Here is a 21524-nt window from a genome sequence, read left to right as displayed (position 1 = left end):
TCTGCGCCGCGGCCTGAAGAAACAAGCCGGACGGCGCCATCAGTTCGGACAATCCCCCGGATATTCATAACGGATATCTGTGTGATAGGTATTACCAGTGGAATCCATAATGTTACTCAGGCCACGATAACGCAGCAGGCGCTGACTGTCGCGCTCATAGGTCAGCTCTATCGGATCCAGCAACCAGGCCAGCAGGCGCGATTTCAGGCGCATGCTGAGGACCAGCTGACGATCATCCAGCGATGTCTTCTCCAGCCGGAAATTAACAAGATCCTGACGGGCTGCAGAAGCAAAACTGAAGCTCACCTCTTTACCTGACAGTAACGATTGCCAATGAAGACGTACAAATTCGTCAAATCCGGCATCAATGACCAGGTTTTCCGGTAATTCTGTAAGGAGAGTCTTCTGCTCTTCTGCTGCAGAATTCTCCTGCAGGCTCAATAGCAGGCTGCCATCATCATTATATCTGGCCTGCTCATGATAATGATGGCGTAAGTCCTGCAAGCGGAAGTCGGGTGCTGCCGGGTTACTGAAGTATTGATTTTCCTTTTGTGCTATCAGCTTTCCATCGGCATTAAAGTAACTGACGTTACGCCGGTAAGGTTTATCAGCGCGCAGCTGCAAACGGTGCTTTTCACAGTAAAGCAGCTGCCGGGGGTTGTCCGGTGCATAAGCCTTTCCGGAATAGATCATAACCTCAGTGACGCCTGCCTGTGCATTAAGGATAAGTCCTGCCAACAATACTTTAACTGAAGTGGTTAACATGATTATCGCTCCCGACGAAAAAGGGCAACCGCCCCCAACAATAATGCCCAGGCGGAAGCTATCAGCAGTAACGCTGGTGATGTCAGCTGTACCGCATCAAACAGTGAGCCTGCGTAATAACTCCAGGGGGCTGCAACAGCACCAAAGGCTGCGGCCAATAATGGCTTTTTCAGCAACCAGGCCATCGAGTGATACAGGGTTGCTGAAAAAGCTGTCCACAGCAGAATCAGCCACAGTGGTATCAGTGGGCCTTCGTAAGAAGGAAATGTCAGCAAATCAAGATTCAGTAATAAACTGTCAAACAGCGTTCCTCCCAGTGTGATCGTAATAATCAGCCACAATTCTCCGGTTTTAAGCTGCCACCAGTGCCAAAACATAAATAGCGAAACGCAGAGAGAAGCCCATAAGTTTCCGCCAATGACACAGGCAATCCAGCACAGCTGAAAACCGATAATATTCAGCAGAAGAGCCATTTTTTTGCTGCTTACCATTGCATTCATTGGCAGGTTCATATCAGCTCAGATTACCCAATAGTGGCGGACGGCGATTTAATGGTTTGGCGAATACCAGCTGAACATCACCGATTACCCGCTCGGCAAATCCACCTTCGCAGTAGGCAAAATAAAAGTCCCATAAACGGATAAAAGTTTCATCATAGCCAAGGGTCATAATCTGCTCACGGTTATTGAGAAAACGCTTACGCCATGCATCCAGCGTGCGCGCATAATGGGGAGTAATATCCTCCATATGAATCATTTTCATATCACTTGCGCGTGTAACAGCCTGACTGATGGCCGTGACGCAGGGAATGAAGCTGCCCGGAAATATATAGCGCTTAATAAAATCGACTTCATTTTTGGCCTGATCATAGCGCTGGTCATCAATAGTGATCGCCTGAATAAGGGCAATACCGTCATCTTTCAGCAGCTGGCTGCAGGTTGCTATGTAGGTATCCAGATACTGATGTCCAACGGCTTCAATCATTTCAACAGAAACTAACTTATCGTACTGGCCTTCCAGCGCACGATAATCCTTTTTTAACAGCGTGATTTTATCTTCCAGCCCTTCTTCGCGCACACGCCGTTCAGCCCAGGCATACTGCTCTTCAGAAATGGTGGTTGTGGTGACTTTGCAGCCATAGTGTTTAGCTGCATGAATTGCCATGCTGCCCCAGCCTGTACCGATTTCCACCAGATGATCTGCCGCTGTGAGCTGCAACTTCTGGCAGATACGATCCAGCTTGTACACCGACGCTTCTTCCATGCTGGATGTTTCGGCAGGGAATATACCGCTGGAGTACATCATGGTCGGGTCCAGAAACAGCTCAAACATTTCGTTGCCCAGATCATAGTGAGCAGCAATATTCCGGCGTGAACCTTTCTCTGTATTGCGATTAAGGTAATGAAAGCCTTTCAGTAGTAATTTCCCAAAGCTGGCCAGTCCGCCGTCGATGCTGTCAACCACGTCTTTGTTGCGTGCGAGCACCCGGATCAGCATAGGAAGGTTTTCACTTGTCCAGTCACCAGTCATATAAGACTCACCCGCTCCGACGCTGCCGTTAAGAGCAATGTTGCGGTAAGCCTCTGCATCCAGTATTTCAATTGCAGCACTGAATTCTGTAGCGGCCGGATTGCCAAAAATATGCTTCTGATCTCCTTCTTGCAGGCGTATACAACCGGTATGAAGGTTTTCCAGTGTATTTAACAGTGCATTCCGGCATAAGCGGTCGAGCCAGTGCATTTTTTCCGGATTCATGGTCAGAGTTTTCATCGCATTTGCTCCCGGCCAGAGCTGGCCTCAGACTTGTTATTGAGTTCGGTTTCAGGTGAGGGTTTACCCGGATGATCGTAAAAAGGTGAACGGCGCAGCCAAAGCTTAAAAGCATTCCAGTAAATACCGGCGACAACTTTCAGAGTCATCAATGGAAAACGCCACAGCACTTTACTCATCATGGCACGGGAAAACTCCCGCCTTTCCAGCTTCATCGTTGCATCGAAATCTTTATGACCCTGGTTCGCAAGGTTAAAGGTATCCATATGAATCAGCAGTTCTTCAGCCGGATTCTGAATGACCCAGCGGTACTCCATGGCCATTGGATTAAATGGTGATACATGAAAGTCTTTATTAAAGCGGTATTCGTAGCCGTGAAATCCTTTAAAAGAAGCACTAACCAAATGACGGACAGGTACGATACCCTGCTGTTTCTCTATCGTTGTGTTATCGGCAGTTGTGTTACCGGCGGTCGTTTTATTGCTGGTTGATAGCGTGTAGTGAAAACGCTCGCCCCAGGGGGTATTGGTAATTTCTGCAAGAATACCGGCAAGACTGCCATCGCTGCGGTAGCCAAAATAAAATGTAACCGGGTTTATCAGGTAACCAAAGCTGCGCAGGTTGGTGAGCATGGAAACCCGCTCGACCCGTTCATTTAACTCCTGATAAAAAGTATTGACCAATAAACGTTTAAGATCCGACGGTTGGTCACAGATCTTATGTTCAGCAGCAAAATAGTCATCACGACAGAAGCGGACCAAGGCCATACCTTTACTGCCGCATTTCCACAGCGGATGCCGTGCAAGTACCTGTTCTGCTTCATCCAGATCAAGCAGTACCATAAAAACCTGGTATTTAAAGGCGTTATCTGTCCGAGTAAAGCGGCGATGGCGAACCCAGCCAGTATAAATCGCGCTGTGCCGGATCTGAGCGGATGGTCGGCCTGAAGGCTTTTGCTGCTGGAATATCACAGCGACACTCCCAGTGATTCAGTAACGCGCAAAGCACTTTTAACGCCGTCTTCGTGAAAACCATTAAACCAGTAAGCACCACAGAAATGGCTGCGGTTATGACCACTGATTTCTGCATGACGTTGTTGTGCCGCCATACCTTGCAGAGTGAACACCGGGTGTGCATAACGGAAAGATCGCAGGATTTTTTTCGGGTCAATATCTCTGGTCTTATTCAGCGTAACGCAGAAATCAACCGGAGCATCATCAAAGTTCTGCAGGCGGTTCATATAGTAGGTTACCGCGACGGTATCCTGATCTTTTTGACCGATATGGTAATTCCAGGCCGCCCATGCCTTTTTGTTTTCCGGAAGAATACTGCTGTCGGTATGCAATACGACATCATTCATTTTATAAGGAATTGCCCCCAGAATTTCCTGCTCATCTGCGGTCGGATGGGCAAGCATCTTCAGCGCCTGATCACTGTGACAGGCGAAAATAACCTGGGAATAGCGCTCAGCTCCCCGTGATGAATAGAGCATAACGCCCTGATCATCACGCTCTACCCGGGTAACTTCCGTATTCAGATAGATATGGCCCGCTTCCAGATCCTGCTCTATGCGACGTACGTAACTGCGTGAGCCATTACTGATTACCCGCCATTGTGGCCTTTCATCCACGCTGAGCATGCCGTGGTTGTTGAAAAAACGCAGGAAAAAATACAGAGGAAAGTCCATCATCATAGCTTCGCTGGCTGACCAGATCGCAGCGCCCATGGGGATGATGTAATAGCGGCGGAAGTAATCGCTGTAGCCTTTGCGGATAAGGTATTCCCCCAGTGTTTCGCTGTTGCTTACACTGCCGGATGCGAGTTCTGCGCGGGTTTCTTTGTTGAATTTCAGAATATCCCTGATCATCCAGAGAAAACGCAGGTTGAAAATGTTACTGCGCTGGGCAAAGAGAGAGTCCAGAGAATGGCCGTTGTATTCCATTCCCGATCGCTCGCATTTAACACTGAAGCTCATATCCGAGTTTTCAGCGGCAACACCCAGCCGGTCCATAAGACGAATAAAGTCAGGATAGGTCCAGTTGTTAAAGACAATAAATCCACTGTTAACCGGATAGGTTTTTCCTGCGACCTCAATATCATTGGTCTGAGTATGCCCGCCGAGATAATCACCGGCTTCATACAGATGGACATCGTATTTTTCACGTAACAGCCAGGCACTGGTCAGGCCGGAAATTCCGGAACCGATAATCGCAATACGTTCTTTCATGGGTGATGGTCTCCGGTTTCAGGTTGTGGATTGTTACGTGCCATAGCGCTGGTTATTTTCAGTCGCAGGCGGGCGGGTAATGCACCTGTCAGGCGCAGTATCAGGGTGAATAAAAATGGGAACCGGATTTCCAGGCGACGTTTTTTCAGTCCCCGGATAATGATATCTGCAGCACTTTCAGCATCGATTTTTCCAGGCATTGGAAAGTCATTGCGATCTGTCAGGGGGGTCTGAACAAACCCGGGAGATATAATGCCAACATCAATCCCTTTGTGTTTCAGATCCGCCTGCATGCACTGGAGAAAGTGGCGTACAGCTGCTTTGCTGGCACCGTAGGCCTGAGCACGTGGCATCGCCAGCCAGGTTACACTGCTGCTCATGCCGGCAATATAACCCTGTTGGCTTTTTTCCAGCAGGGGCAGTGCGGCCTGAACGGTATTGACCAGACCGAAGAAATTGGTTTCATGAACGCGCCGGATTAATGCCCCATCAAAATGGTCGACATCGACATATTCACAGGTGCCGGCATTCGCGATTAAGGTATCGATATAGCCGAACTGGGCCTTAATAGCCGCTGCCGCAGCCAACATTTGTGCGGCATCAGTAATGTCAGCAACCTGAATGCTGACATTACTGTAATTTTCAGCCAGTTTTTGCAGAGCTATCGCATTGCGTGCACTGATTATCAGGTGACGGCACTGTTGCTGTAATTTATGCACCAGAGCTTCACCAATACCGCTTGATGCTCCGGTTAACCAGATGATCTGATCTGTCAGGGGCAAAGGGTTTTGTCTGTTCTTTATATTTCTGAGTGTCATTGCATGCGCTCCTTCAGCTTACGGATAACCCAGCCAAGCAGAGGAATATGCTCATACAGCATGGCACCGGCATCAAAAAAGTCGCGGTGATATACAATGCGGTTATTTTCCCAGCGCAGTTCACTGCAGCCTTCGATGGTAATCAACTCACCGTTACGCAGTCGCGGGTGACGGAAATTCATGGTCCAGCGCAACATACTGCGCTCATCCTGATGCCAGCTGCTGGTGAAAATAAAATCGATATGGTTAACGTTGCTGTACATGCCGATAAAATAGTCTGTCAGTTCGCGGATACCATGGATTTCATGGAAGGGATCGCTGAACACAATATTGTCGGCATAGCAGGTGCTTAACAGCTCACGAGAAATGGTATCGCGGTTAAGGTGGTGGTATAGCGCCTGAAAGCGTTCAGCACTGTTACTGCCGGAAACTGCGGTAAGCATATTCACAGTGATTTCTCCTGCGATGTTTGCAGAGAGGTGTTACGGCCTTCCTCAAGAACATGGCGTGGAACCGGGCTTAGGTCGTACACAATTCCGATCCAGCTCATGAGTTTCAGAATCAGGTAGGTAATATCCAGCTCCCACCAATAAAATCCCTGGCGGGCTGATACCGCCCAGCGGTGATGATTGTTATGCCAGCCTTCGCCCAGAGTCAGTAGGGCCAGAAATGCGTTATTGCGGCTTTCATCTTTCGTTGCAAAACGCTTTTTTCCCCAGATATGACCCAGAGAATTAATAGTAACGGTAGAGTGAAACAGTAATACCGTAGAAATAAAGAAACCCCAGACAACCAGTTGCAGACCATTGGTGTTTAATTCCGGTGCCGCTACTGCTATCCATTCGCCGGCCAGAAACAGCAGTACAATAAGCAGTAAGGGAGCAACGCTGTCATAACGGTTCAGCCAGCGTAATTCGGGAAAGCGGGCAAAGTCTTTGATGCGCTGATACTGGGTGTTGAACGATGCATCACAGGTGAACCAGCCGGCATGACTCCACCAGAAACCACGCTTTACCGGTGAATGAAGGTCTTCATCGGTATCGGCATGCTGGTGATGAGCACGGTGATGAGCAGCCCACCAGAGTGGTCCGCGTTGTGCTGCCATATTGCCAAGTAAGGCGAAAATAAACTGCCAGAAACGATTGGTTTTATAAGCCCGGTGAGAAAAATAACGGTGGTAAAAGGCTGTGATAGCAAACAGTCTTAACCAGTAAAGCGCAAAACACACTGCTAATGCCGTACTGCTTAACGGAAGAAAAAACGCCAGTAAACACAGCAGATGAAGAATAATAAATGGCATAACCCTCAGCCAGTTAAATTCTGTACTGTGCATGTCGTCATCCTGACCGCTTTCAGAATCGAACCAGCGCATGATGTTACGCCACAGGTTCCCGTTATGTGGTGATCCTGTGGATGATGAAAGGCCGTCATTGTTATTCATGCTCATCTCCGGCATTGGCCGTGGTTAGCGTCTTTTTAAAAGCGTCCAGCGCCCGTTGGCGGGCAAATTTATGCTCTACCAATGGCGGTGGATAACCGCAACGCTGACGTTGCAGGTTGTCTGGCTGGTGACGTGATGCGCCGGGAAGATTGATTAATTCCGGAATATAGCGGGCGATAAAATCACCCGAGGCATCAAAGCGTTGTGATTGAGTGGTTGGATTAAATATACGGAAATACGGCACGCCATCGGCACCGGTTGATGCACTCCATTGCCAGCCTCCATTATTGGAAGCCAGATCAGCATCAAGCAGCCACTGATTAAAAAAGGCTTCGCCTTTGCGCCAGTCAATCAGCAGATGTTTGGTTAAAAACATGGCGCTGATCATGCGCAGCCGGTTGTGCATCCAGCCTTCTGCAATAAGTTGTTTTTGTGCTGCATCAACAACCGGATAACCGGTACGACCTTCACACCAGGCTTTGAAATCCGCCTCGCTGTTGCGCCATGGAACCTGCTCGGTATCGGGTTTAAAGGCTTTGTGCTTACACAGTTGTGGAAATGCGACCAGCAGATGACGATAAAATTCGCGCCAGATCAGCTCGCTGATCCAGCTGTCAAAACCAGGGCTGCCACCGGTAAAGCGGCCATTATTATGATCAAGTGCGACATGCAGGCACTGGCGCACAGAAATCAGACCTAATGACAGGTAAACCGATAAACGGCTGGTTGCATCTTCGGCAGGAAAATCGCGCAGTTGTTTATAGGCACAGCCACGCTCTTCCGCAAAGCGGTTCAGACGCAGGTGAGCTTCGTCTTCCGTAGCGGGCCAGAGCGGATCGGCAACGGCTTTTATTGGTGGAGCACTGAGTAATAAACCGGATTGCGCCTTAATCAGATCTGTTAACGCTGACTGTATTTTCTGATCGCGTTGCTCTGGCCGTGGCAGCGGTGCTGCTATAACGCTTTCTGCCTGCTGAATCCAGGCGCGTTTAAATGGCGTAAAAACTTTAAACGGAAGATCCTGTTTAGTGCGTACTTCACCTGGGGGAACTACACACTGGTCATGGAATTTATACAGTGATATTTCCTGCTCACGGCACCAGCGGCCAAACTCAATATCGCGCCGGCGCTCGTTGACTTCATATTCGATATTAAAAGCTACCGAACGGATATTCAGCTGAATAATGATGCGCTGAAGAATCTGATTGCAGTCAGCAAATGTATTAGCCGTGAGAATCAGAAGAGGAATATTCAAAGACTCCAGTTCAGCCTTCAATGCCAGCATGGTGTTTTCCATCAGCTGTATTTTTCGCTCGCCTAAGCCATGCTGAAGCCATTGCTGACGGGTAACAAAAACGACGCCGACGACACCTTCTTCAATATGTTTGCAGGCATGCCACAGTGCAGGATTGTCGCGGCTGCGCAAATCGGTACGGAACCAGACTAACTGAGTCAATGGAAACCTCCGTTATGAGTATGTTTCTCTGCATTGTTGTCAGTGTTTTTTTCAGTGTTGTTGCCGGTAATAAAGGTTCTTACCTGACGGGATAACTGATCAGGTAATCTGATCAGTGTTTTATGCTGTACTTGTGTATCCGGAGCAGCACCGGAAAGAAAATGTGTCACATGACAATGGCTGAAGTAGTCCTGCCACTGTTGCTGGTGAGCCGGAATTAACGGATGAAAATGAATCCAGACATTGGCTGCGGGGATCATCGTCAGGGTTAAACCCAGATCGGAAGGTGTTGGTTGTGGGCCAAAGTATTCAACCCGGAATTCTGCAGCTCCCAATGCACAGGCACAGGCAAGCGTTTCTATTTCGGCATGCTCGTGATTGGTGGCAAGTAACAATACCGGGCCTTTATTATGGCGTTGTTGCTGCAACAGCATGGCGCCAAATTTGCGCTTCAGCAGATGTTCGAATGCATGTGTCACAATAAGGGGGGTACTGCTGCTGCGCAGAAAATGCAGTACCGGTGACAGACAGCGTTCGTAATAAACGGCCAGTGGATAGCTGGAAAAACCGGCATTCCACAGCTCGTCGAGATGTTGTGTATTCAGATGCTGTGCGGCACGGATAACCTGCTGCTGCTGGTTCAGCCAGTCGTCATTATTATTGCCGCTGTTTTCCTGACCATCTTTCAGCAGTAACTTTACCTGGCGGATCGGGTAACCCTGATCCAGCCAATACAGAATGTGGCGCACGTGTTGAATATGCTCATCGGTGTAAAAGCGATGGCCTTTTTCGGTACGTTCCGGGCGGATAATGCCGTAGCGCCTTTCCCATGCACGCAGCGTTACCGGATTAACTCCGGTAAGGCGGGCAAATTCCCGGATAGGGTAGGTACCACGATCATCGAGGCGATTCATATCGCGTTCCGTAAACCCAGTTCATAAGGGTGCGGATTCAGATACACCTGCTGACAGGCGTACTGGTTACTTTCGCCATAGCGGTTGAGGTGATGCTTCAGTAATGTCAGTGGCACGACCAGCGGAATAATCCCCTGGCGGTACTGGTCAATGATCTCACTGAGTTCCGCTTTATCACTGGCAGAAATCAGCTGCTTCAGATAGCCCTGCAAATGCATCAGCGTATTGGTGTGCATTTTACGGCTGGCAGGTTTGGCCAGCGCTGTCATTAACTGCACAAAATAATCCTGCGCCAGCACTTTCAGATTACCTTCCCGCAGATTGGCCAGCAGGCGTCCCATGCTCTTGTAGTGCAGCATGCTGTGCGCCATGACCAGATATTTATAGCGCGAGTGAAAGCTGATCAGACCTTTGCGGCTGATACCGGCTGCCTGAAACTGCTGCCAGTCGTGATAGGCGAATACACGGGTCATAAAGTTCTCGCGCAGCGCCGCATCATTCAGCCGTCCGGCTTCCTCAACCGGTAACAGCGGGTGAGCTTTGCAGAAAGCATCGGCATAAATGCCACGGGTGCTGCCTTCAGGATGGCCATTGGCGAGGTAGCGCTTAACGCCAAACAGGCCGCAGCTTGGGCTTTTCTGCATAAAGATGTAGCCACAGAGTTGCTGCTGTTGCTGTGCCTGACGGGCGCCGTATTCTGCCAGTGCATCGGTAACATCGATGCTGCTGTCAGTCACTCCGACGGCACGGACGTTGTTGTCGGCGGCATGTTCGCTGACCAGGCGGATAGGCTCGCGTGGTGTGCCCATACCAATGGCAACTTCCGGGCAGATAGATACAAAGTCAAAGTACTGGCTCAGAGTGTCGGTACAGAAACGTGAGCGCTTGTGCGAACCGTTAAAACGTACCGCCTGACCCATCAGGCAAGCGCTGATACCAACCGGGATGCGGTCGGAGCCAATGGTGCTGTGTGTGGTCTTGAAGGGATGCTGCTGAGCCATATGTATAACCTATGCATCGTTTGTTGTATAAGTTCATTCTGGCTCTGATAAGTTCTACAAGTCAATCATCTTTGTATAATATTTTTTCACTTTTGTATAAGGCTATGATTGTTAAGGAATTTGTCTGTCAGGGCGGATGGGGTGGTACAGAGTGGCGTTATACAGCGCGCAGAAAGACTGGCTGCAATATCGTGGTGGGGATCTTCGGAAGTCAGGAAATGCGGGCAGGAGGCCTGCCCGTGGGGATGCTATTGCAGCTGGCGCAGTACGACCTGACTGATGGCTCTGGCGACTTCAGGTTCCAGGCCAATCGGGGGGTGTAAGTGGATACTGATATGCATGCCTTCCTGCAGCAGCAGCTGCTGCATGTTATCCAGCATGGCCGGTACGTCTTTACGCAAATGGCGGCCTGCGGCAAAAAACAGCGGTAATACATCGATCTGGTCATAGCCTTCTTCAGCCAGACGCCTTATCTGGCTTTGCAGTGAAGGTTCTGCCAGTTCCATATAGGCCAGTTCGGCCCTTGCCTCCGGGTCACTCAGGCTGTCACGGATGCGTTGTAATAACTGATCGAATGGCGCCAGCCAGTGCGGGTCGCTGCTGCCGTGGGCAAGCAGAATCGAAGCGGTTTTCAGTGTCATAGTGGTTCTTCTGCCGTATTCGGGAGTGTGGTCAGTAATGTTCGTGCAGCCTGCTGGCCGCTAAGCCAGGCACCTTCAAGGCTGGGGCTGTGGCACCAGTCGCCGCAGACAACGAGTTGCTGCCCGATGTCACTTAAGGCGCCCAGTGTAAGGCTATTGGCTGGTATTGCGTATAACCAGCGGTGCAGCCACTGCGTGTCGGGTTGTTGTTGCGGCTGTTGCAGTGCTGCAAAGAAGGCGCTCAGCAGTTCCTGTTGCACCAGCTCACGCGGGGCATCGATCTGCTGGCGGCTCCATTCGTGGCTGGCCTGAATCACCCAGGCCTGTTTCTTGTCCCGCCCGGGCTTGCTGCTGTTGCGCGCAATCCAGCTTACCGGGCCCTGTTTAACAAAAACGGCATCTGCAGCGCAGTTCATTGCCTCTGGTAGTGTCAGCAGCAGTGTCCAGCAGGGCAGCATATCCACCTGTTCACATTGCGCTGCCAGTTGTGGCGCGGCGCTCAGCAGCGGTATGGCCTGTTGTGGTGGCGTGTTGATCAGCAGGCCGTCGAACGGGCCGAATGTCTTACCATCATCGCAGCTCAGTGACCATTGACCCGTGCTTGCCCCGCGGCTGGCGCTGACAATGCGGGTGCTGGCGATAAAGGCCGCCGCAGGCTCCAGCAACGAGCGGCTTAGGCCGGTCATGCGCGGCATGCCGACATAGCGCAGCACAGTATCCGGCGAAGGGTGCAGACCTTTGGCATCGGCAATCCAGGGAGTCATATTCCATTCCTCAACCCAGCCGTAGTGCTGCCATTGCTGCAGTTGCGCGGTAAAGGCAGCGCTGTGAGCACGGATAAACTGCGCCCCCATATCCCAGCTGGCATCGCCAACTTTTTTAGTGGCCATGCGTCCGCCGGAACCGCGGCTTTTATCAAATACCGTCACCTCGTGCCCCTGTGCGGCAAGAAGTTGCAGTGCGCTCAGTCCGGCCATGCCGGCGCCAATGATTGCTATGCGGGCCATATAAAATCCTTATCGGCTCTGTATAAGTTTTCCATTGTAGCTCTTTTCCTTGTGATGTATAACTATTGCATAGCTTTGGAAATGCTTTGCATCGTTTCAGATGCCTTGCATAGCTGTATGAAAATAAACTGCCGTTAGCGGCCCGTTGAACAACGAGGATACCCCATGAGTTATCAGGCTCCCCTGCGTGACATGCAATTTGTACTGTATGAACTGTTGAAAGGTGATGAAATTTTACCCGCATTGCCAGGCTATGAAGACGCAACCCGCGACATCATGGACGCCATGCTGACTGAGGGTGCGAAGCTGGCACAGAATGTTATCGCACCAACCAACACCAACGGCGATCGTCAGGGTTGTCATTACGACCCGGAAAGCAAAAGCGTCACCACGCCCGATGGTTTTAAAGAGGCTTATAAGCAGTTTGCTGAAGCGGGTTGGACGGCATTGTCTGCTCCGGTGGAATACGGCGGTCAGGGTATGCCGCATACGCTGAACACGCTGGCCGAAGAAATGATGTGTTCGGCTAACCTGTCGCTGGGTATGTATCCGGGCCTGACCCACGGTGCAGTGAATGCGCTGATTGGCTATGGCACCAACGAACAGAAAGATTACTTCCTGCCACGCCTGATCAGCGGTGAGTGGACCGGTACCATGTGTCTGACCGAACCGCACTGTGGTACCGACCTGGGCCTGATCCGTACCAAAGCAGAGCCGCAGGCGGATGGCTCTTATGCGATCTCCGGCACCAAAATCTGGATTACCGGTGGTGAGCATGATCTGGTCGATAACATCATTCACCTGGTGCTGGCCAAACTGCCGGATGCGCCGGCGGGCTCCAAGGGGATTTCCCTGTTCCTGGTGCCTAAAGTACTGGAAGACGGCAGCCGTAACCCGGCATTTTGTGGCGGTCTGGAACACAAAATGGGTATCAAGGGTTCTGCGACCTGTGTGATGAACTTTGAAGAAGCCAAAGGCTGGCTGATTGGCGAGCCGCACAAAGGTCTGCAGGCAATGTTCGTCATGATGAACAGCGCACGTCTGATGGTCGGTCTGCAGGGGCTGGGGGTTGCTGAAGCGGCTTATCAGGTATCTCTGGGCTTCGCCAAAGACCGTCTGCAAAGCCGTTCACTGGCGGGTCCACAGGCGCCGGATAAACCAGCCGATCCGATCATCGTACACCCTGATGTACGCCGTATGCTGCTGCGTCAGAAAGCCACCATTGAAGGCAGCCGCGCGCTGGCATACTTCACCGCACTGAATCTGGATATTGCCCATACCGCAGAAGATCCGGCCGAGCGTGAACATGCCGATGACATGGTGCAGTTGCTGACGCCGGTGGTTAAGGCCTTCCTCACCGATGAAGGATTTTTCTGTGCCAACGATGGTCTGCAGTTAATGGGTGGCTCCGGCTTTACTCAGGACTGGCCGCTGGAACAGCTGGTGCGTGATGCCCGTATCACCCGTATCTACGAAGGTACCAACGGTATTCAGGCGCTGGATCTGGTGGGCCGTAAAATCGGCATGAATGGCGGGCGGGCGCTGAAGCGTTTCTTTGCCATGCTCGACGGTTTTATCAACGACAACCCACAGGCTCCGCACCTGCCACAGCTGAAAGCGGCCATTGGTCGCCTGCAGAAAGCCACTATGTGGCTGATGCAGAATGGCATGAGTGACCGTGAGCAAGCCGGCGCAGCTGCAACGCCGTATCTGCGTCTGTTTGCTCTGACGGTGGTCGCCTATTTCTGGAGCCGTATGGCCCTGACTGCACAACAGCAGCTGGATGCCGGTTCAACCGAAACCGACTTCTATCAGGCAAAAGTGCACAGTGCCCGCTTCTTTATGGACAAACTGCTGCCGCAAACCGAAGCTCTGATGAGTGAAATTGAAGCCGGTAAAGACAGCCTGATGGAAATGGCCGTCGGCCAGTTCTGATTCGATCAGGCAAACCACCGGTAAGGAGAACACGATGACAGAACAACGCATTCTGATTACCGGTGGCACCGGCTTTATTGGCCAGACACTGATTAACCGCTGGCTGGCACAGGGTGCGGTTATTACCGTGCTCAGCCGCCGCCCGGCCTGGGTGCAGCGGCGCTGGGGCGGCAGGGTGAAATCGGTGTCTGGGTTTGAGCAACTCAGCGGTCAGTTTGATGTGTTAATCAATCTGGCCGGTGAGGGCATTGCTGATAAACGCTGGACACGTGCGCGTAAGCAGGTACTGCAGGACAGCCGTATCGCTCTGACCCGCGATCTGGCAGCCTGGGCCAGCCGCAGCGGGCAGCGTTTCCGCGTGGTGCTCAGTGGTTCAGCCATTGGCTATTACGGTGGCTACAGTGGCGCAGATGACAGACCGTATGGAGAACAGGATGCACAGGGGAGTGATTTCTCCGCGCAGCTTTGTGCGGATTGGGAAGCGGCGGCAGAACCCCTGCGGCCTCTCACTGAGCGTTTTCTCATCCTGCGTACGGGTATTGTGCTGGGTGTGCATGGCGGCATGCTGAAGCGTTTATGGCTGCCGTTCAGTCTGGGACTGGGAGGCATCATTGGCGATGGCCGCCAGAATCTGTCGTGGATTCATCTGCACGATTATTGCCGGGCTGTTGATTTATTGCTCAGTCATGATGCTGATAGCACTATTAATGGCGTCATCAATATGACGGCACCACATCCTGTGACCAATCACGACTTTACCCTGAACCTGGCGCGCGAGCTGCATCGTCCGGCGTTATTACCCATGCCGGCGATGGTGGTTAAACTGCTGTTTGGCGAAATGGGTGAGCTGCTGCTGAAAGGTCAGGATGTACGGCCGCTGCGGCTTCAGGAACTGGGCTTCAGCTATGACTTTGCAGACAATCGTGACGCACTCAAAGATATTGTCCGCCACTGGTAGCGGACAATAACGGGGTTTTTAGCCGAGGGTAAATACAGCAAAAAAATGGGTATTTATCCTCTTTGTAATATTCTGTTCATCTCCTGTAACACAACAAAAGATTGACGCCTGACTTTCCTATCAATGCTCTCCATCCGCAGGTAAATAACGTCGTTTTTTAACTGAAAAATGACACTTACAAAATATCTGTAGATTTGTGTTATTCCGCATTGCGATGCCTCCCCGCGACGACTAAACCTAAAGGTAACTCGCCAGTCACCGATATAGGTTTATTTATTCATGAGTATCAGCCGCCAAACACTCGATCAATATCTGTACGAATTCGATCAGGCGTATCGTGTAACCTACGTGAATTATTCACGGGCTAACGAGCTGACCGATGCCCAACTTATCCTCACATTGGAACGTGGCTGTGAACGTAAGACTTTTGCTTTTTCTCAGCCGCACTTTAACGATGTCGATAAAAACCTGATTGCCTGCCACGGCCTGTATATTGCCGCGATCAAAAGTTCACCGCTTGCTCCTAACCGGGTGGAAGTGGGCGATATAGAAGGTGGGTTCTCTTACTTCACCGCCAAAAACGTGAAAAACATTACGCCAACGGCGTAAGCCTGCGGTACGGATACCGCCAGCCAGGAGGCGGGCAGAAACGTCCTGGCACTAACCGATTCAGCACCCTAATGATCCTTTGATCACAGCACCCGATCAAACTTCGTTCTCCGAGCAGCCTGGCTGCTCTTTTTTTGCCTGTCTTTTTTAAATTGTCGAGTCTGATCCTTCAGCGCACTACAGCGTTTTACATGACAGTAATGACAGTTAAACCTCCAGCCTCTAAGCTGTGACCTCAGTCTGCTCAGTTCAATTGCCGGAGATGGATAATGTCTGATGAAGTATTCCTGATTGCTGCTTATGGCGTCATCGTTTTAGTTGGTTTATTGGGGCTGGTGGCGCTGGCGGTTACAGGCTGGATACTGGTGGCCTATGTGGTGGATATTACCCAGACCCGCCATACCGTTCGCCGTAACTTTCCGGTTATTGGCCGTTTCCGTTACTTCTTCGAACATCTGGGTGAGTTTTTCCGGCAGTACTTTTTTGCACTGGACCGGGAAGAGTTACCCTTTAACCGGGCTGAGCGGACCTGGGTTTACCGGGCTGCAAAAAAAGAAAATACGACAGTAGCCTTTGGTTCCACCCGCCGGCTGGATGTGCCCGGTACCATCCTGTTTGTTAACAGTGCTTTCCCGGCACTTAAGCATGACTTTGCCGATACCGGTCCGATTACTCTGGGTGAGCATTGCCGCACCCCTTACACCACCTCTTCGCTGATTAATATTTCCGGTATGAGTTTCGGAGCTATTTCCCGTCCGGCGGTACTGGCCTTGTCCAAAGGTGCCAGTTTGGCCGGTTGCTGGATGAATACCGGCGAAGGGGGCCTGTCGCCCTATCACCTTGAAGGCGGAGCCGACATCGTCTTCCAGATTGGCACCGCAAAATACGGTGTGCGTAATGAGTTCGGAGAACTGGATGAGGAAAAATTACGTACGATTGCCGCCCATGAACAGGTACGTATGTTTGAAATTAAACTCAGTCAGGGCGCCAAACCCGGTAAAGGCGGGATTTTACCCGGAAAAAAAGTAACGGCTGAAATTGCGGCGATCCGTCATATTGCGGTGGGCGAAGATTCAATTTCTCCTAATGGTCATCCGGAGGTTCGTTCGGTTGACGATTTGCTCGACATGATCGGTCAGGTTCGGGCCATCACCGGTAAGCCGGTCGGTTTTAAAGCGGTACTGGGTGATATTGGCTGGATTCGGGATTTATGCCGGGCTATTCAGGTGCGCGGTGTTGAGTGTGCACCGGATTTTATCACCCTCGACGGTGCTGAAGGTGGTACAGGTGCAGCACCACAATCGTTAATGGATTATATGGGCCTGCCGCTGGCTCAGGCGTTGCCGATGCTGGTGGATGTGCTGGATGAATATAAATTACGGCCGCGTATCCGCATTGTCGCCTCGGGTAAATTAATTACTCCCGACCGCGTCGCCTGGGCGCTGTGCGTGGGTGCCGATTTTGTTACCAGCGCGCGTGGCTTTATGTTTGCCCTCGGCTGTATTCAGGCGTTGCAGTGTAATAAAAATACCTGCCCGACCGGCATTACCACCCATAATCCACGTTTGCAGCGTGGGCTGGTGCCAACGGATAAAGCCGCACGGGTTGCGCATTTTGTTGAAACCCTGAATCAGGAGGTTGGCATTATTGCCCACTCCTGTGGTGTTGATGAACCGCGTAAGTTAACCCGCCATCATGCGCGTATGGTACAGCCTAATGGCGAGGCAAAATTACTGTCAGAACTGTATGGCAGTGATCAGTTTCACCCGGGAACTGAGCCGGTCTTTGAAGGTGAATTATCCTCAGAGTCTGTCAGATAAAGGCTGACAGGCCCTGAACAGCAACTGGTAACGTCGTTGTTATTCCATCCTGTTACTGCTGCAATCCAGATTCAGTTCCTGCACCGTCATGGTTAATATCGCCGTGGCGGCAGAAGCACATTCGTAATAAATCAGCGCGCTGTTGCCGTCGTTGTTGGTGATGGTCAGTTCGCTGTTCAGCTCCGGCGCATCGTAGGCGATGCGTATTTCGCTGCCGTTATCCAGATACCACTTTTCGCTGATCAGCTGATTATCGTCAGTCAGTTGCTGCTGATGTACCCGGCCATTATCAAGGTATGTCAGCCGTAATGCCGGGCTGCCGTTTTCGCCGAACATTTCGAACACACCCGCCGTTCCGGGCTCTGTGCTGTAGCGCCAGCGCTGGGCCAGAAAATGATTGTACTGGGTGTTCAGCGTTGTATGACGGCCATGCATAGTGATACTCCAGCCGTCGGGGTCCGAACGGGTCAGAGTGTAGGTGATGCCGTTGGCAATAAAACTGTTTGCTTCTGCAGGAAACAGCAAATAAGGAAACTGCCAGGCATTAAATACCGAGCCATAATCGCCGCCTTTGGCCTGAAACGGAATATTGAGCGGAGCACTGTTGTCGGTGTTGTTATCTGTATTGCTATTTGCACTGTTGGTTTCATCGTTGTTGCTGTTATCGCCACCACAGGCACAAAGCAGGGAGGCGATTAATAATACGGAGGGCAGGTGCATAGCACTGCGGGTCAGAGCTGACATAACGGTCTCCTGAGAAATCGGCAGAAAAGGCCAGGGTTGTTAGCCGCTGGCCTTTAACGTTTAGATGCGGGTTAAAATGCAACCGCGCTGGTGCAACTGCTGCTATCCGATGCGAGCGTAAACAGGTCGTCTGTACAGCCTTCATAACCTGTACCGCTGCTGCCGTTGGCATCATTGAGGTCAACGATGGTTGCCGATGCTTCGCTGGCATCTTTGCTGATAATGCGGATGCCGCCATTACTTTTTGGTACCAGCAGCGCAGTGCTCTCCGTTGTACCGCTGTCATCCTGAACGTTCAGAAAAATACGACCATTGCGGTAATAGCTCAGCTCGCTGTTAATCACATCGCTGTTGTAATGATAAAAATAGAAGCGCCCGATCAGGTCGTTACTGGCTGGCGTTTCTTCATAGCCGAAGGCGGTCCAGTCAGAAAAAACATCACCTTCATATTCGCCGTCCCAGCTGACGTACCAGCTGCCATTGCCAGAGGATATGTGCAGTGTCTGGGTCAGTCCGCCGACGGTAACCTGAAAGCCATCAACGGCAGAAAAAGCTGAGCTGGAGGCATAACCCAGATTAAATGCCTGTGCATAGGCATTGTTACCAACACTGGGTAATGACAGCGTCTTGCTGTTATTGCTGCCGCTGTCTGATCCGTTGTCGCCACCACCACAGGCGCTTAATAACGCTGACAGGCAGAAACATGCAGTGAATAACCATGAATTTTTCATAAATATTTCCTCACAGATTTTCGGCAGAATTGCTGTCGCAGGCGCTGTTCAGCGTGGCGGCTGCAGCGTTCTGTAATGTTGTCAGGTTGCCTTCACAGCCGATGTAGCTGGTGGCGATACGGTTGTTGATAATAACGACGGTATAGCCGTTATGGATCTGGTTGGAACCTATGGTGATATAGCCAAAGTCGGTAATAAATCGCTGGTCATTCTGGCCGGGAAAATAATAGGTATCCGGCGCAGAACTGCTGAAATCATAGTGCGCCCGGCCGTCACGGTAATAGGTGGTCTGAGAAAAGAGATCGGTGCTGCCCGCGGCGTAATAGTAAAAAATGCCCTCAATATCGCCGCTGTCGAATGACTGATAACGGAAAGCCACCCAGTTACTGAAGCTGCTGCCGCCCGTATTTGATGTACCGTTTTTGATCAGCACGAAATCACCGTTATTTTCCTGGCGGATGGTGGTGGTGACACCGTTGACCGAGCTCTGGTATTCACTACCGCTGTATTGCTGAAACGCCGCGCAATTACCATCGAAGGTATTGGCAAATTTACCGTTAATACCATCATTAATTTCCGGCAGCGGAATGCCGGCCTGCTGAATGCGGCTGCAGATACTGTTTTGGTTGTTGTTGCCGTTATTATTGTCGCCACCGGTATCTGTGGCATCGGATGAACCACCGCAGGCCGTGAGCAGCAGACTGCTGCAGAGCAGCGCCGGTAAATAAACTGAGCGAGTGTCGAGGCCCTTCATAAGTCTTTCCCTAAAGCATCTTTTATGGATGACAGCCACAGGCGATTGCCTGTGTTTCTCACTCTGATAATGGGAGAAAAGACGCAGGGACTTAACTGAGGATTTCCTTAGGTTTTGTTAAAGCGAGATCAGTTCGAGCTTTATTGCCAGGTAAATCGCGTGTTCCCTTGTTCGGGCGCCGAGTTTTTCCCGCGCGTTACGCAGGTGAAACTCAACGGTAGCTTCCGAGCGTTTCAGCAGGTCGGCAATATCACGGGTGCGCAGGCCGCAGGCGCTGAGTTCCAGACAACGCCGTTCGCGTGCGGTCAGCAGGCGGCTGTTGTCGTTGTCGGCAGCGGGGGCGTGCAGGTTACTGGCGAACATGGAGCCGTAGTAACTGATCATCTGCAGGTAGGGCAGTTTTTCCTGCAGAATACGTGTGACCTCGGCAGCACTCAGGTGCGAGCCGATATTCCAGGCATTGACCTGATTACCATCAAAACGCTGCAGGGTGCTGGAAAACCCGGAGCGGAAACCACATTCCGAGGCCTCTTCAATAACCTGCATTTCAGCGTCATTCAGATAAGGATGCTCGCGGATATGATCGATGCCGGTGCGTACCGTGCGGTAGCTGGTGGTGCAGTAACGCAGAAAAGGGTCGCGTTCCATAAAGCCCTTTTCTACATAGTATTCGTTCCAGCTGGCATCAAAGTTGGACACGATCTGCATACGGCGGGTCGTACCGGAGAGGTGGATTATTCGGTCGAAGCCTTCATCGGAGAACGAACGGAACAGGCATTGCCACAGCTGTCTGGCGCTCTGCTGCTTTTCCATCTGTTCGATGATGTGTTCGCGCTGGCGATGCATATGTGCTCCTGATGCTTCCTTTCATCGGCGTGAGCCGCCATTTTACCGCTGGCGCAAACTCTGGCGCTGGTTATTTTTACGTCAGGCAGGTGAGGCGCCGACCTTTTGCCGGGGTAGAATATGGTTTTGTCCGGACAAAAACAGCAAATGGCGTACGCTGTCTTTTTATCTCTCTGTTTTGTCCGGGGTGCTAAGATGCTCCCGAGCAGAGAATCAGGTATAAACAGCGCTGTTTATACGACATCAGCACTGAAGAGGTTCCCGAATGTTCAGACTCCACCGGTATGGCAAAGCTCCGCTGGCGTTTATCGGTATGCTGCTTTCTTCTTTGCTGCTTTCTTGTTTGCTGCTTTCTTGTTTGTTAGTACCGTCCCAGGCCATCGCGGCCGAAGTCATGGTGGCGGTGGCCTCCAACTTTACTGCACCGATGAAAGATATCGCCGAACGCTTTCAGCAGCACAGCGGCCATCAGCTGGTTATGGCCTTTGGTTCATCCGGAAAATTCACCGCCCAGATTCACAATGGCGCGCCCTTTGAGGTCTTTCTGTCGGCGGATCAGGCCAAGCCCGAAGCCCTGATCCGTGCTGGCCTGGCCAGTGCCGACAGCCGCTTTACCTATGCATTGGGGCGTCTGGCCCTGTGGACAACCTCACCCGATGTGGATGTGCGCGCGCAGCTGCACAGCGGCCAGTTCCGCAAGCTGGCGCTGGCCAACCCGCGTCTGGCGCCTTACGGCACCGCTGCACAGCAGACGCTGGCAGCCCTGGCGCTGACCGACAGCGTGGCCGCCCGGCAGGTGATGGGGGAAAACATCGCCCAGACCTGGCAGTTTGTTGCCAGTGGTAATGCCCAGCTTGGTTTTGTTGCGCTGTCGCAGGTGATGAGTGGCGGCGATATTCATCATGGCAGCGTCTGGATTGTGCCCGACACTCTGTACCAGCCGATCCGTCAGGATGCAGTACTACTGAAGAAAGGCGAGCTGAAGAAAGGCGAACCGAATCCGGCGGCCAGAGCATTTCTGGCTTTTCTGCAATCGGCGGAAGTAACGGAACTGATCCGTGGTTATGGTTATCACCGGGAGTAACGC

Annotated in this window: 22 protein-coding genes; 5 read left to right on the top strand and 17 right to left on the bottom strand. The window is 51.5% G+C overall.

The features are described 5' to 3' along the window. Positions 1-39: 39 nt before the first annotated feature. The 13 genes from MT343_RS15175 to MT343_RS15115 all read right to left on the bottom strand — a co-directional run bounded on the left by MT343_RS15175 (position 40) and on the right by MT343_RS15115 (position 12040). Positions 40-693, bottom strand: coding sequence for a hypothetical protein (locus MT343_RS15175; protein WP_145466277.1), 654 nt, complete (start codon positions 691-693; stop codon positions 40-42). 74 nt (positions 694-767) lie between these two features. After that, on the bottom strand, positions 768-1265 hold the full coding sequence (locus MT343_RS15170; protein ID WP_186435746.1) for a DUF2878 family protein: 498 nt from the start codon (positions 1263-1265) through the stop codon (positions 768-770). A 13-nt stretch (positions 1266-1278) separates the two neighbouring features. Next, a complete protein-coding gene (locus MT343_RS15165; protein ID WP_145466273.1) occupies positions 1279-2535 on the bottom strand; it encodes an SAM-dependent methyltransferase in 1257 nt (418 codons plus the stop codon). After that, a complete protein-coding gene (locus MT343_RS15160) occupies positions 2532-3506 on the bottom strand; it encodes a DUF1365 domain-containing protein (protein ID WP_186435745.1) in 975 nt (324 codons plus the stop codon). The genes MT343_RS15165 and MT343_RS15160 overlap by 4 nt, the downstream gene beginning before the upstream one ends. After that, positions 3503-4762 carry an NAD(P)/FAD-dependent oxidoreductase gene (locus tag MT343_RS15155; RefSeq protein ID WP_145466270.1) on the bottom strand — a complete coding sequence of 420 codons (1260 nt, stop codon included), beginning with the start codon at positions 4760-4762 and terminating at the stop codon, positions 3503-3505. Before MT343_RS15155 ends, MT343_RS15160 begins: the two co-directional genes overlap by 4 nt. Beyond that, positions 4759-5580: an SDR family NAD(P)-dependent oxidoreductase gene (locus tag MT343_RS15150; protein ID WP_145466267.1), complete on the bottom strand. Its 822-nt coding sequence runs from the start codon at positions 5578-5580 to the stop codon at positions 4759-4761. The genes MT343_RS15155 and MT343_RS15150 overlap by 4 nt, the downstream gene beginning before the upstream one ends. Further along, on the bottom strand, positions 5577-6023 hold the full coding sequence (locus MT343_RS15145; protein WP_145466757.1) for a nuclear transport factor 2 family protein: 447 nt from the start codon (positions 6021-6023) through the stop codon (positions 5577-5579). The genes MT343_RS15150 and MT343_RS15145 overlap by 4 nt, the downstream gene beginning before the upstream one ends. Positions 6024-6025: 2 nt before the next feature. Then, a complete protein-coding gene (locus tag MT343_RS15140; protein ID WP_145466266.1) occupies positions 6026-7021 on the bottom strand; it encodes an acyl-CoA desaturase in 996 nt (331 codons plus the stop codon). Beyond that, positions 7014-8477 (bottom strand): deoxyribodipyrimidine photo-lyase, encoded by a 1464-nt coding sequence (gene phrB, locus MT343_RS15135; RefSeq protein WP_145466264.1) that lies wholly within the window; start codon positions 8475-8477, stop codon positions 7014-7016. Before phrB ends, MT343_RS15140 begins: the two co-directional genes overlap by 8 nt. Beyond that, positions 8474-9391, bottom strand: coding sequence for a MerR family transcriptional regulator (locus MT343_RS15130; protein WP_145466262.1), 918 nt, complete (start codon positions 9389-9391; stop codon positions 8474-8476). The genes phrB and MT343_RS15130 overlap by 4 nt, the downstream gene beginning before the upstream one ends. Beyond that, entirely contained in the window at positions 9388-10392 is a 1005-nt protein-coding gene (locus MT343_RS15125; protein ID WP_145466260.1) for a YbgA family protein, read from the bottom strand. The genes MT343_RS15130 and MT343_RS15125 overlap by 4 nt, the downstream gene beginning before the upstream one ends. 248 nt (positions 10393-10640) lie before the next feature. Beyond that, a complete protein-coding gene (locus MT343_RS15120; RefSeq protein WP_145466258.1) occupies positions 10641-11033 on the bottom strand; it encodes a sirohydrochlorin chelatase in 393 nt (130 codons plus the stop codon). Then, complete coding sequence (locus tag MT343_RS15115; RefSeq protein ID WP_145466256.1) at positions 11030-12040, bottom strand: NAD(P)/FAD-dependent oxidoreductase; 1011 nt, start codon at positions 12038-12040, stop codon at positions 11030-11032. Before MT343_RS15115 ends, MT343_RS15120 begins: the two co-directional genes overlap by 4 nt. A gap of 165 nt (positions 12041-12205) precedes the next feature. On the opposite strand from MT343_RS15115, the gene MT343_RS15110 reads away from it, so the two are divergent. From MT343_RS15110 to MT343_RS15095, 4 genes are all read left to right on the top strand, one after another. Next, entirely contained in the window at positions 12206-13975 is a 1770-nt protein-coding gene (locus MT343_RS15110; RefSeq protein ID WP_145466254.1) for an acyl-CoA dehydrogenase C-terminal domain-containing protein, read from the top strand. A 34-nt stretch (positions 13976-14009) separates the two neighbouring features. After that, complete coding sequence (locus MT343_RS15105) at positions 14010-14933, top strand: TIGR01777 family oxidoreductase (RefSeq protein WP_145466252.1); 924 nt, start codon at positions 14010-14012, stop codon at positions 14931-14933. 279 nt (positions 14934-15212) lie between these two features. Next, a complete protein-coding gene (locus MT343_RS15100) occupies positions 15213-15542 on the top strand; it encodes a hypothetical protein (protein WP_145466250.1) in 330 nt (109 codons plus the stop codon). Positions 15543-15811: 269 nt separating this feature from the next. Then, positions 15812-17362 carry an FMN-binding glutamate synthase family protein gene (locus MT343_RS15095; RefSeq protein ID WP_145466248.1) on the top strand — a complete coding sequence of 517 codons (1551 nt, stop codon included), beginning with the start codon at positions 15812-15814 and terminating at the stop codon, positions 17360-17362. Positions 17363-17401: 39 nt separating this feature from the next. Here MT343_RS15095 and MT343_RS15090 read toward each other — a convergent pair whose 3' ends face one another. From MT343_RS15090 to MT343_RS15075, 4 genes are all read right to left on the bottom strand, one after another. Then, positions 17402-18106: a hypothetical protein gene (locus tag MT343_RS15090; RefSeq protein ID WP_145466246.1), complete on the bottom strand. Its 705-nt coding sequence runs from the start codon at positions 18104-18106 to the stop codon at positions 17402-17404. A gap of 71 nt (positions 18107-18177) precedes the next feature. Beyond that, on the bottom strand, positions 18178-18837 hold the full coding sequence (locus MT343_RS15085) for a hypothetical protein (protein ID WP_145466244.1): 660 nt from the start codon (positions 18835-18837) through the stop codon (positions 18178-18180). Positions 18838-18847: 10 nt separating this feature from the next. Next, positions 18848-19591 (bottom strand): hypothetical protein, encoded by a 744-nt coding sequence (locus MT343_RS15080; protein ID WP_145466242.1) that lies wholly within the window; start codon positions 19589-19591, stop codon positions 18848-18850. 117 nt (positions 19592-19708) lie between these two features. Next, positions 19709-20437, bottom strand: coding sequence for a helix-turn-helix transcriptional regulator (locus MT343_RS15075; RefSeq protein ID WP_145466240.1), 729 nt, complete (start codon positions 20435-20437; stop codon positions 19709-19711). A 265-nt stretch (positions 20438-20702) separates the two neighbouring features. On the opposite strand from MT343_RS15075, the gene modA reads away from it, so the two are divergent. Then, complete coding sequence (gene modA, locus MT343_RS15070) at positions 20703-21521, top strand: molybdate ABC transporter substrate-binding protein (RefSeq protein WP_243989414.1); 819 nt, start codon at positions 20703-20705, stop codon at positions 21519-21521. The last annotated feature ends 3 nt before the right edge of the window (positions 21522-21524 follow it).

This window comes from Venatorbacter sp. C2-1 (genome assembly GCF_022832715.1).
Lineage (GTDB): Bacteria > Pseudomonadota > Gammaproteobacteria > Pseudomonadales > Oceanobacteraceae > Venatoribacter > Venatoribacter alkanivorans.
The sequence above is the reverse complement of the archived record's forward strand: the minus strand, read 5'-3'. Positions and strand labels throughout refer to the sequence as shown.

What these genes read in the sequence shown, in the direction of transcription:
- MT343_RS15175 (WP_145466277.1), bottom strand. Translation starts at nt 693, where the DNA reads ATGATCTATTCCGGAAAGGCTTATGCACCGGACAACCCCCGGCAGCTG.
- MT343_RS15170 (WP_186435746.1), bottom strand. Translation starts at nt 1,265, where the DNA reads ATGAATGCAATGGTAAGCAGCAAAAAAATGGCTCTTCTGCTGAATATT.
- MT343_RS15165 (WP_145466273.1), bottom strand. Translation starts at nt 2,535, where the DNA reads ATGAAAACTCTGACCATGAATCCGGAAAAAATGCACTGGCTCGACCGC.
- MT343_RS15155 (WP_145466270.1), bottom strand. Translation starts at nt 4,762, where the DNA reads ATGAAAGAACGTATTGCGATTATCGGTTCCGGAATTTCCGGCCTGACC.
- MT343_RS15150 (WP_145466267.1), bottom strand. Translation starts at nt 5,580, where the DNA reads ATGACACTCAGAAATATAAAGAACAGACAAAACCCTTTGCCCCTGACA.
- MT343_RS15145 (WP_145466757.1), bottom strand. Translation starts at nt 6,023, where the DNA reads ATGCTTACCGCAGTTTCCGGCAGTAACAGTGCTGAACGCTTTCAGGCG.
- MT343_RS15140 (WP_145466266.1), bottom strand. Translation starts at nt 7,021, where the DNA reads ATGAATAACAATGACGGCCTTTCATCATCCACAGGATCACCACATAAC.
- MT343_RS15130 (WP_145466262.1), bottom strand. Translation starts at nt 9,391, where the DNA reads ATGAATCGCCTCGATGATCGTGGTACCTACCCTATCCGGGAATTTGCC.
- MT343_RS15125 (WP_145466260.1), bottom strand. Translation starts at nt 10,392, where the DNA reads ATGGCTCAGCAGCATCCCTTCAAGACCACACACAGCACCATTGGCTCC.
- MT343_RS15120 (WP_145466258.1), bottom strand. Translation starts at nt 11,033, where the DNA reads ATGACACTGAAAACCGCTTCGATTCTGCTTGCCCACGGCAGCAGCGAC.
- MT343_RS15115 (WP_145466256.1), bottom strand. Translation starts at nt 12,040, where the DNA reads ATGGCCCGCATAGCAATCATTGGCGCCGGCATGGCCGGACTGAGCGCA.
- MT343_RS15110 (WP_145466254.1), top strand. Translation starts at nt 12,206, where the DNA reads ATGAGTTATCAGGCTCCCCTGCGTGACATGCAATTTGTACTGTATGAA.
- MT343_RS15105 (WP_145466252.1), top strand. Translation starts at nt 14,010, where the DNA reads ATGACAGAACAACGCATTCTGATTACCGGTGGCACCGGCTTTATTGGC.
- MT343_RS15100 (WP_145466250.1), top strand. Translation starts at nt 15,213, where the DNA reads ATGAGTATCAGCCGCCAAACACTCGATCAATATCTGTACGAATTCGAT.
- MT343_RS15095 (WP_145466248.1), top strand. Translation starts at nt 15,812, where the DNA reads ATGTCTGATGAAGTATTCCTGATTGCTGCTTATGGCGTCATCGTTTTA.
- MT343_RS15090 (WP_145466246.1), bottom strand. Translation starts at nt 18,106, where the DNA reads ATGTCAGCTCTGACCCGCAGTGCTATGCACCTGCCCTCCGTATTATTA.
- MT343_RS15085 (WP_145466244.1), bottom strand. Translation starts at nt 18,837, where the DNA reads ATGAAAAATTCATGGTTATTCACTGCATGTTTCTGCCTGTCAGCGTTA.
- MT343_RS15080 (WP_145466242.1), bottom strand. Translation starts at nt 19,591, where the DNA reads ATGAAGGGCCTCGACACTCGCTCAGTTTATTTACCGGCGCTGCTCTGC.
- MT343_RS15075 (WP_145466240.1), bottom strand. Translation starts at nt 20,437, where the DNA reads ATGCATCGCCAGCGCGAACACATCATCGAACAGATGGAAAAGCAGCAG.
- modA (WP_243989414.1), top strand. Translation starts at nt 20,703, where the DNA reads ATGTTCAGACTCCACCGGTATGGCAAAGCTCCGCTGGCGTTTATCGGT.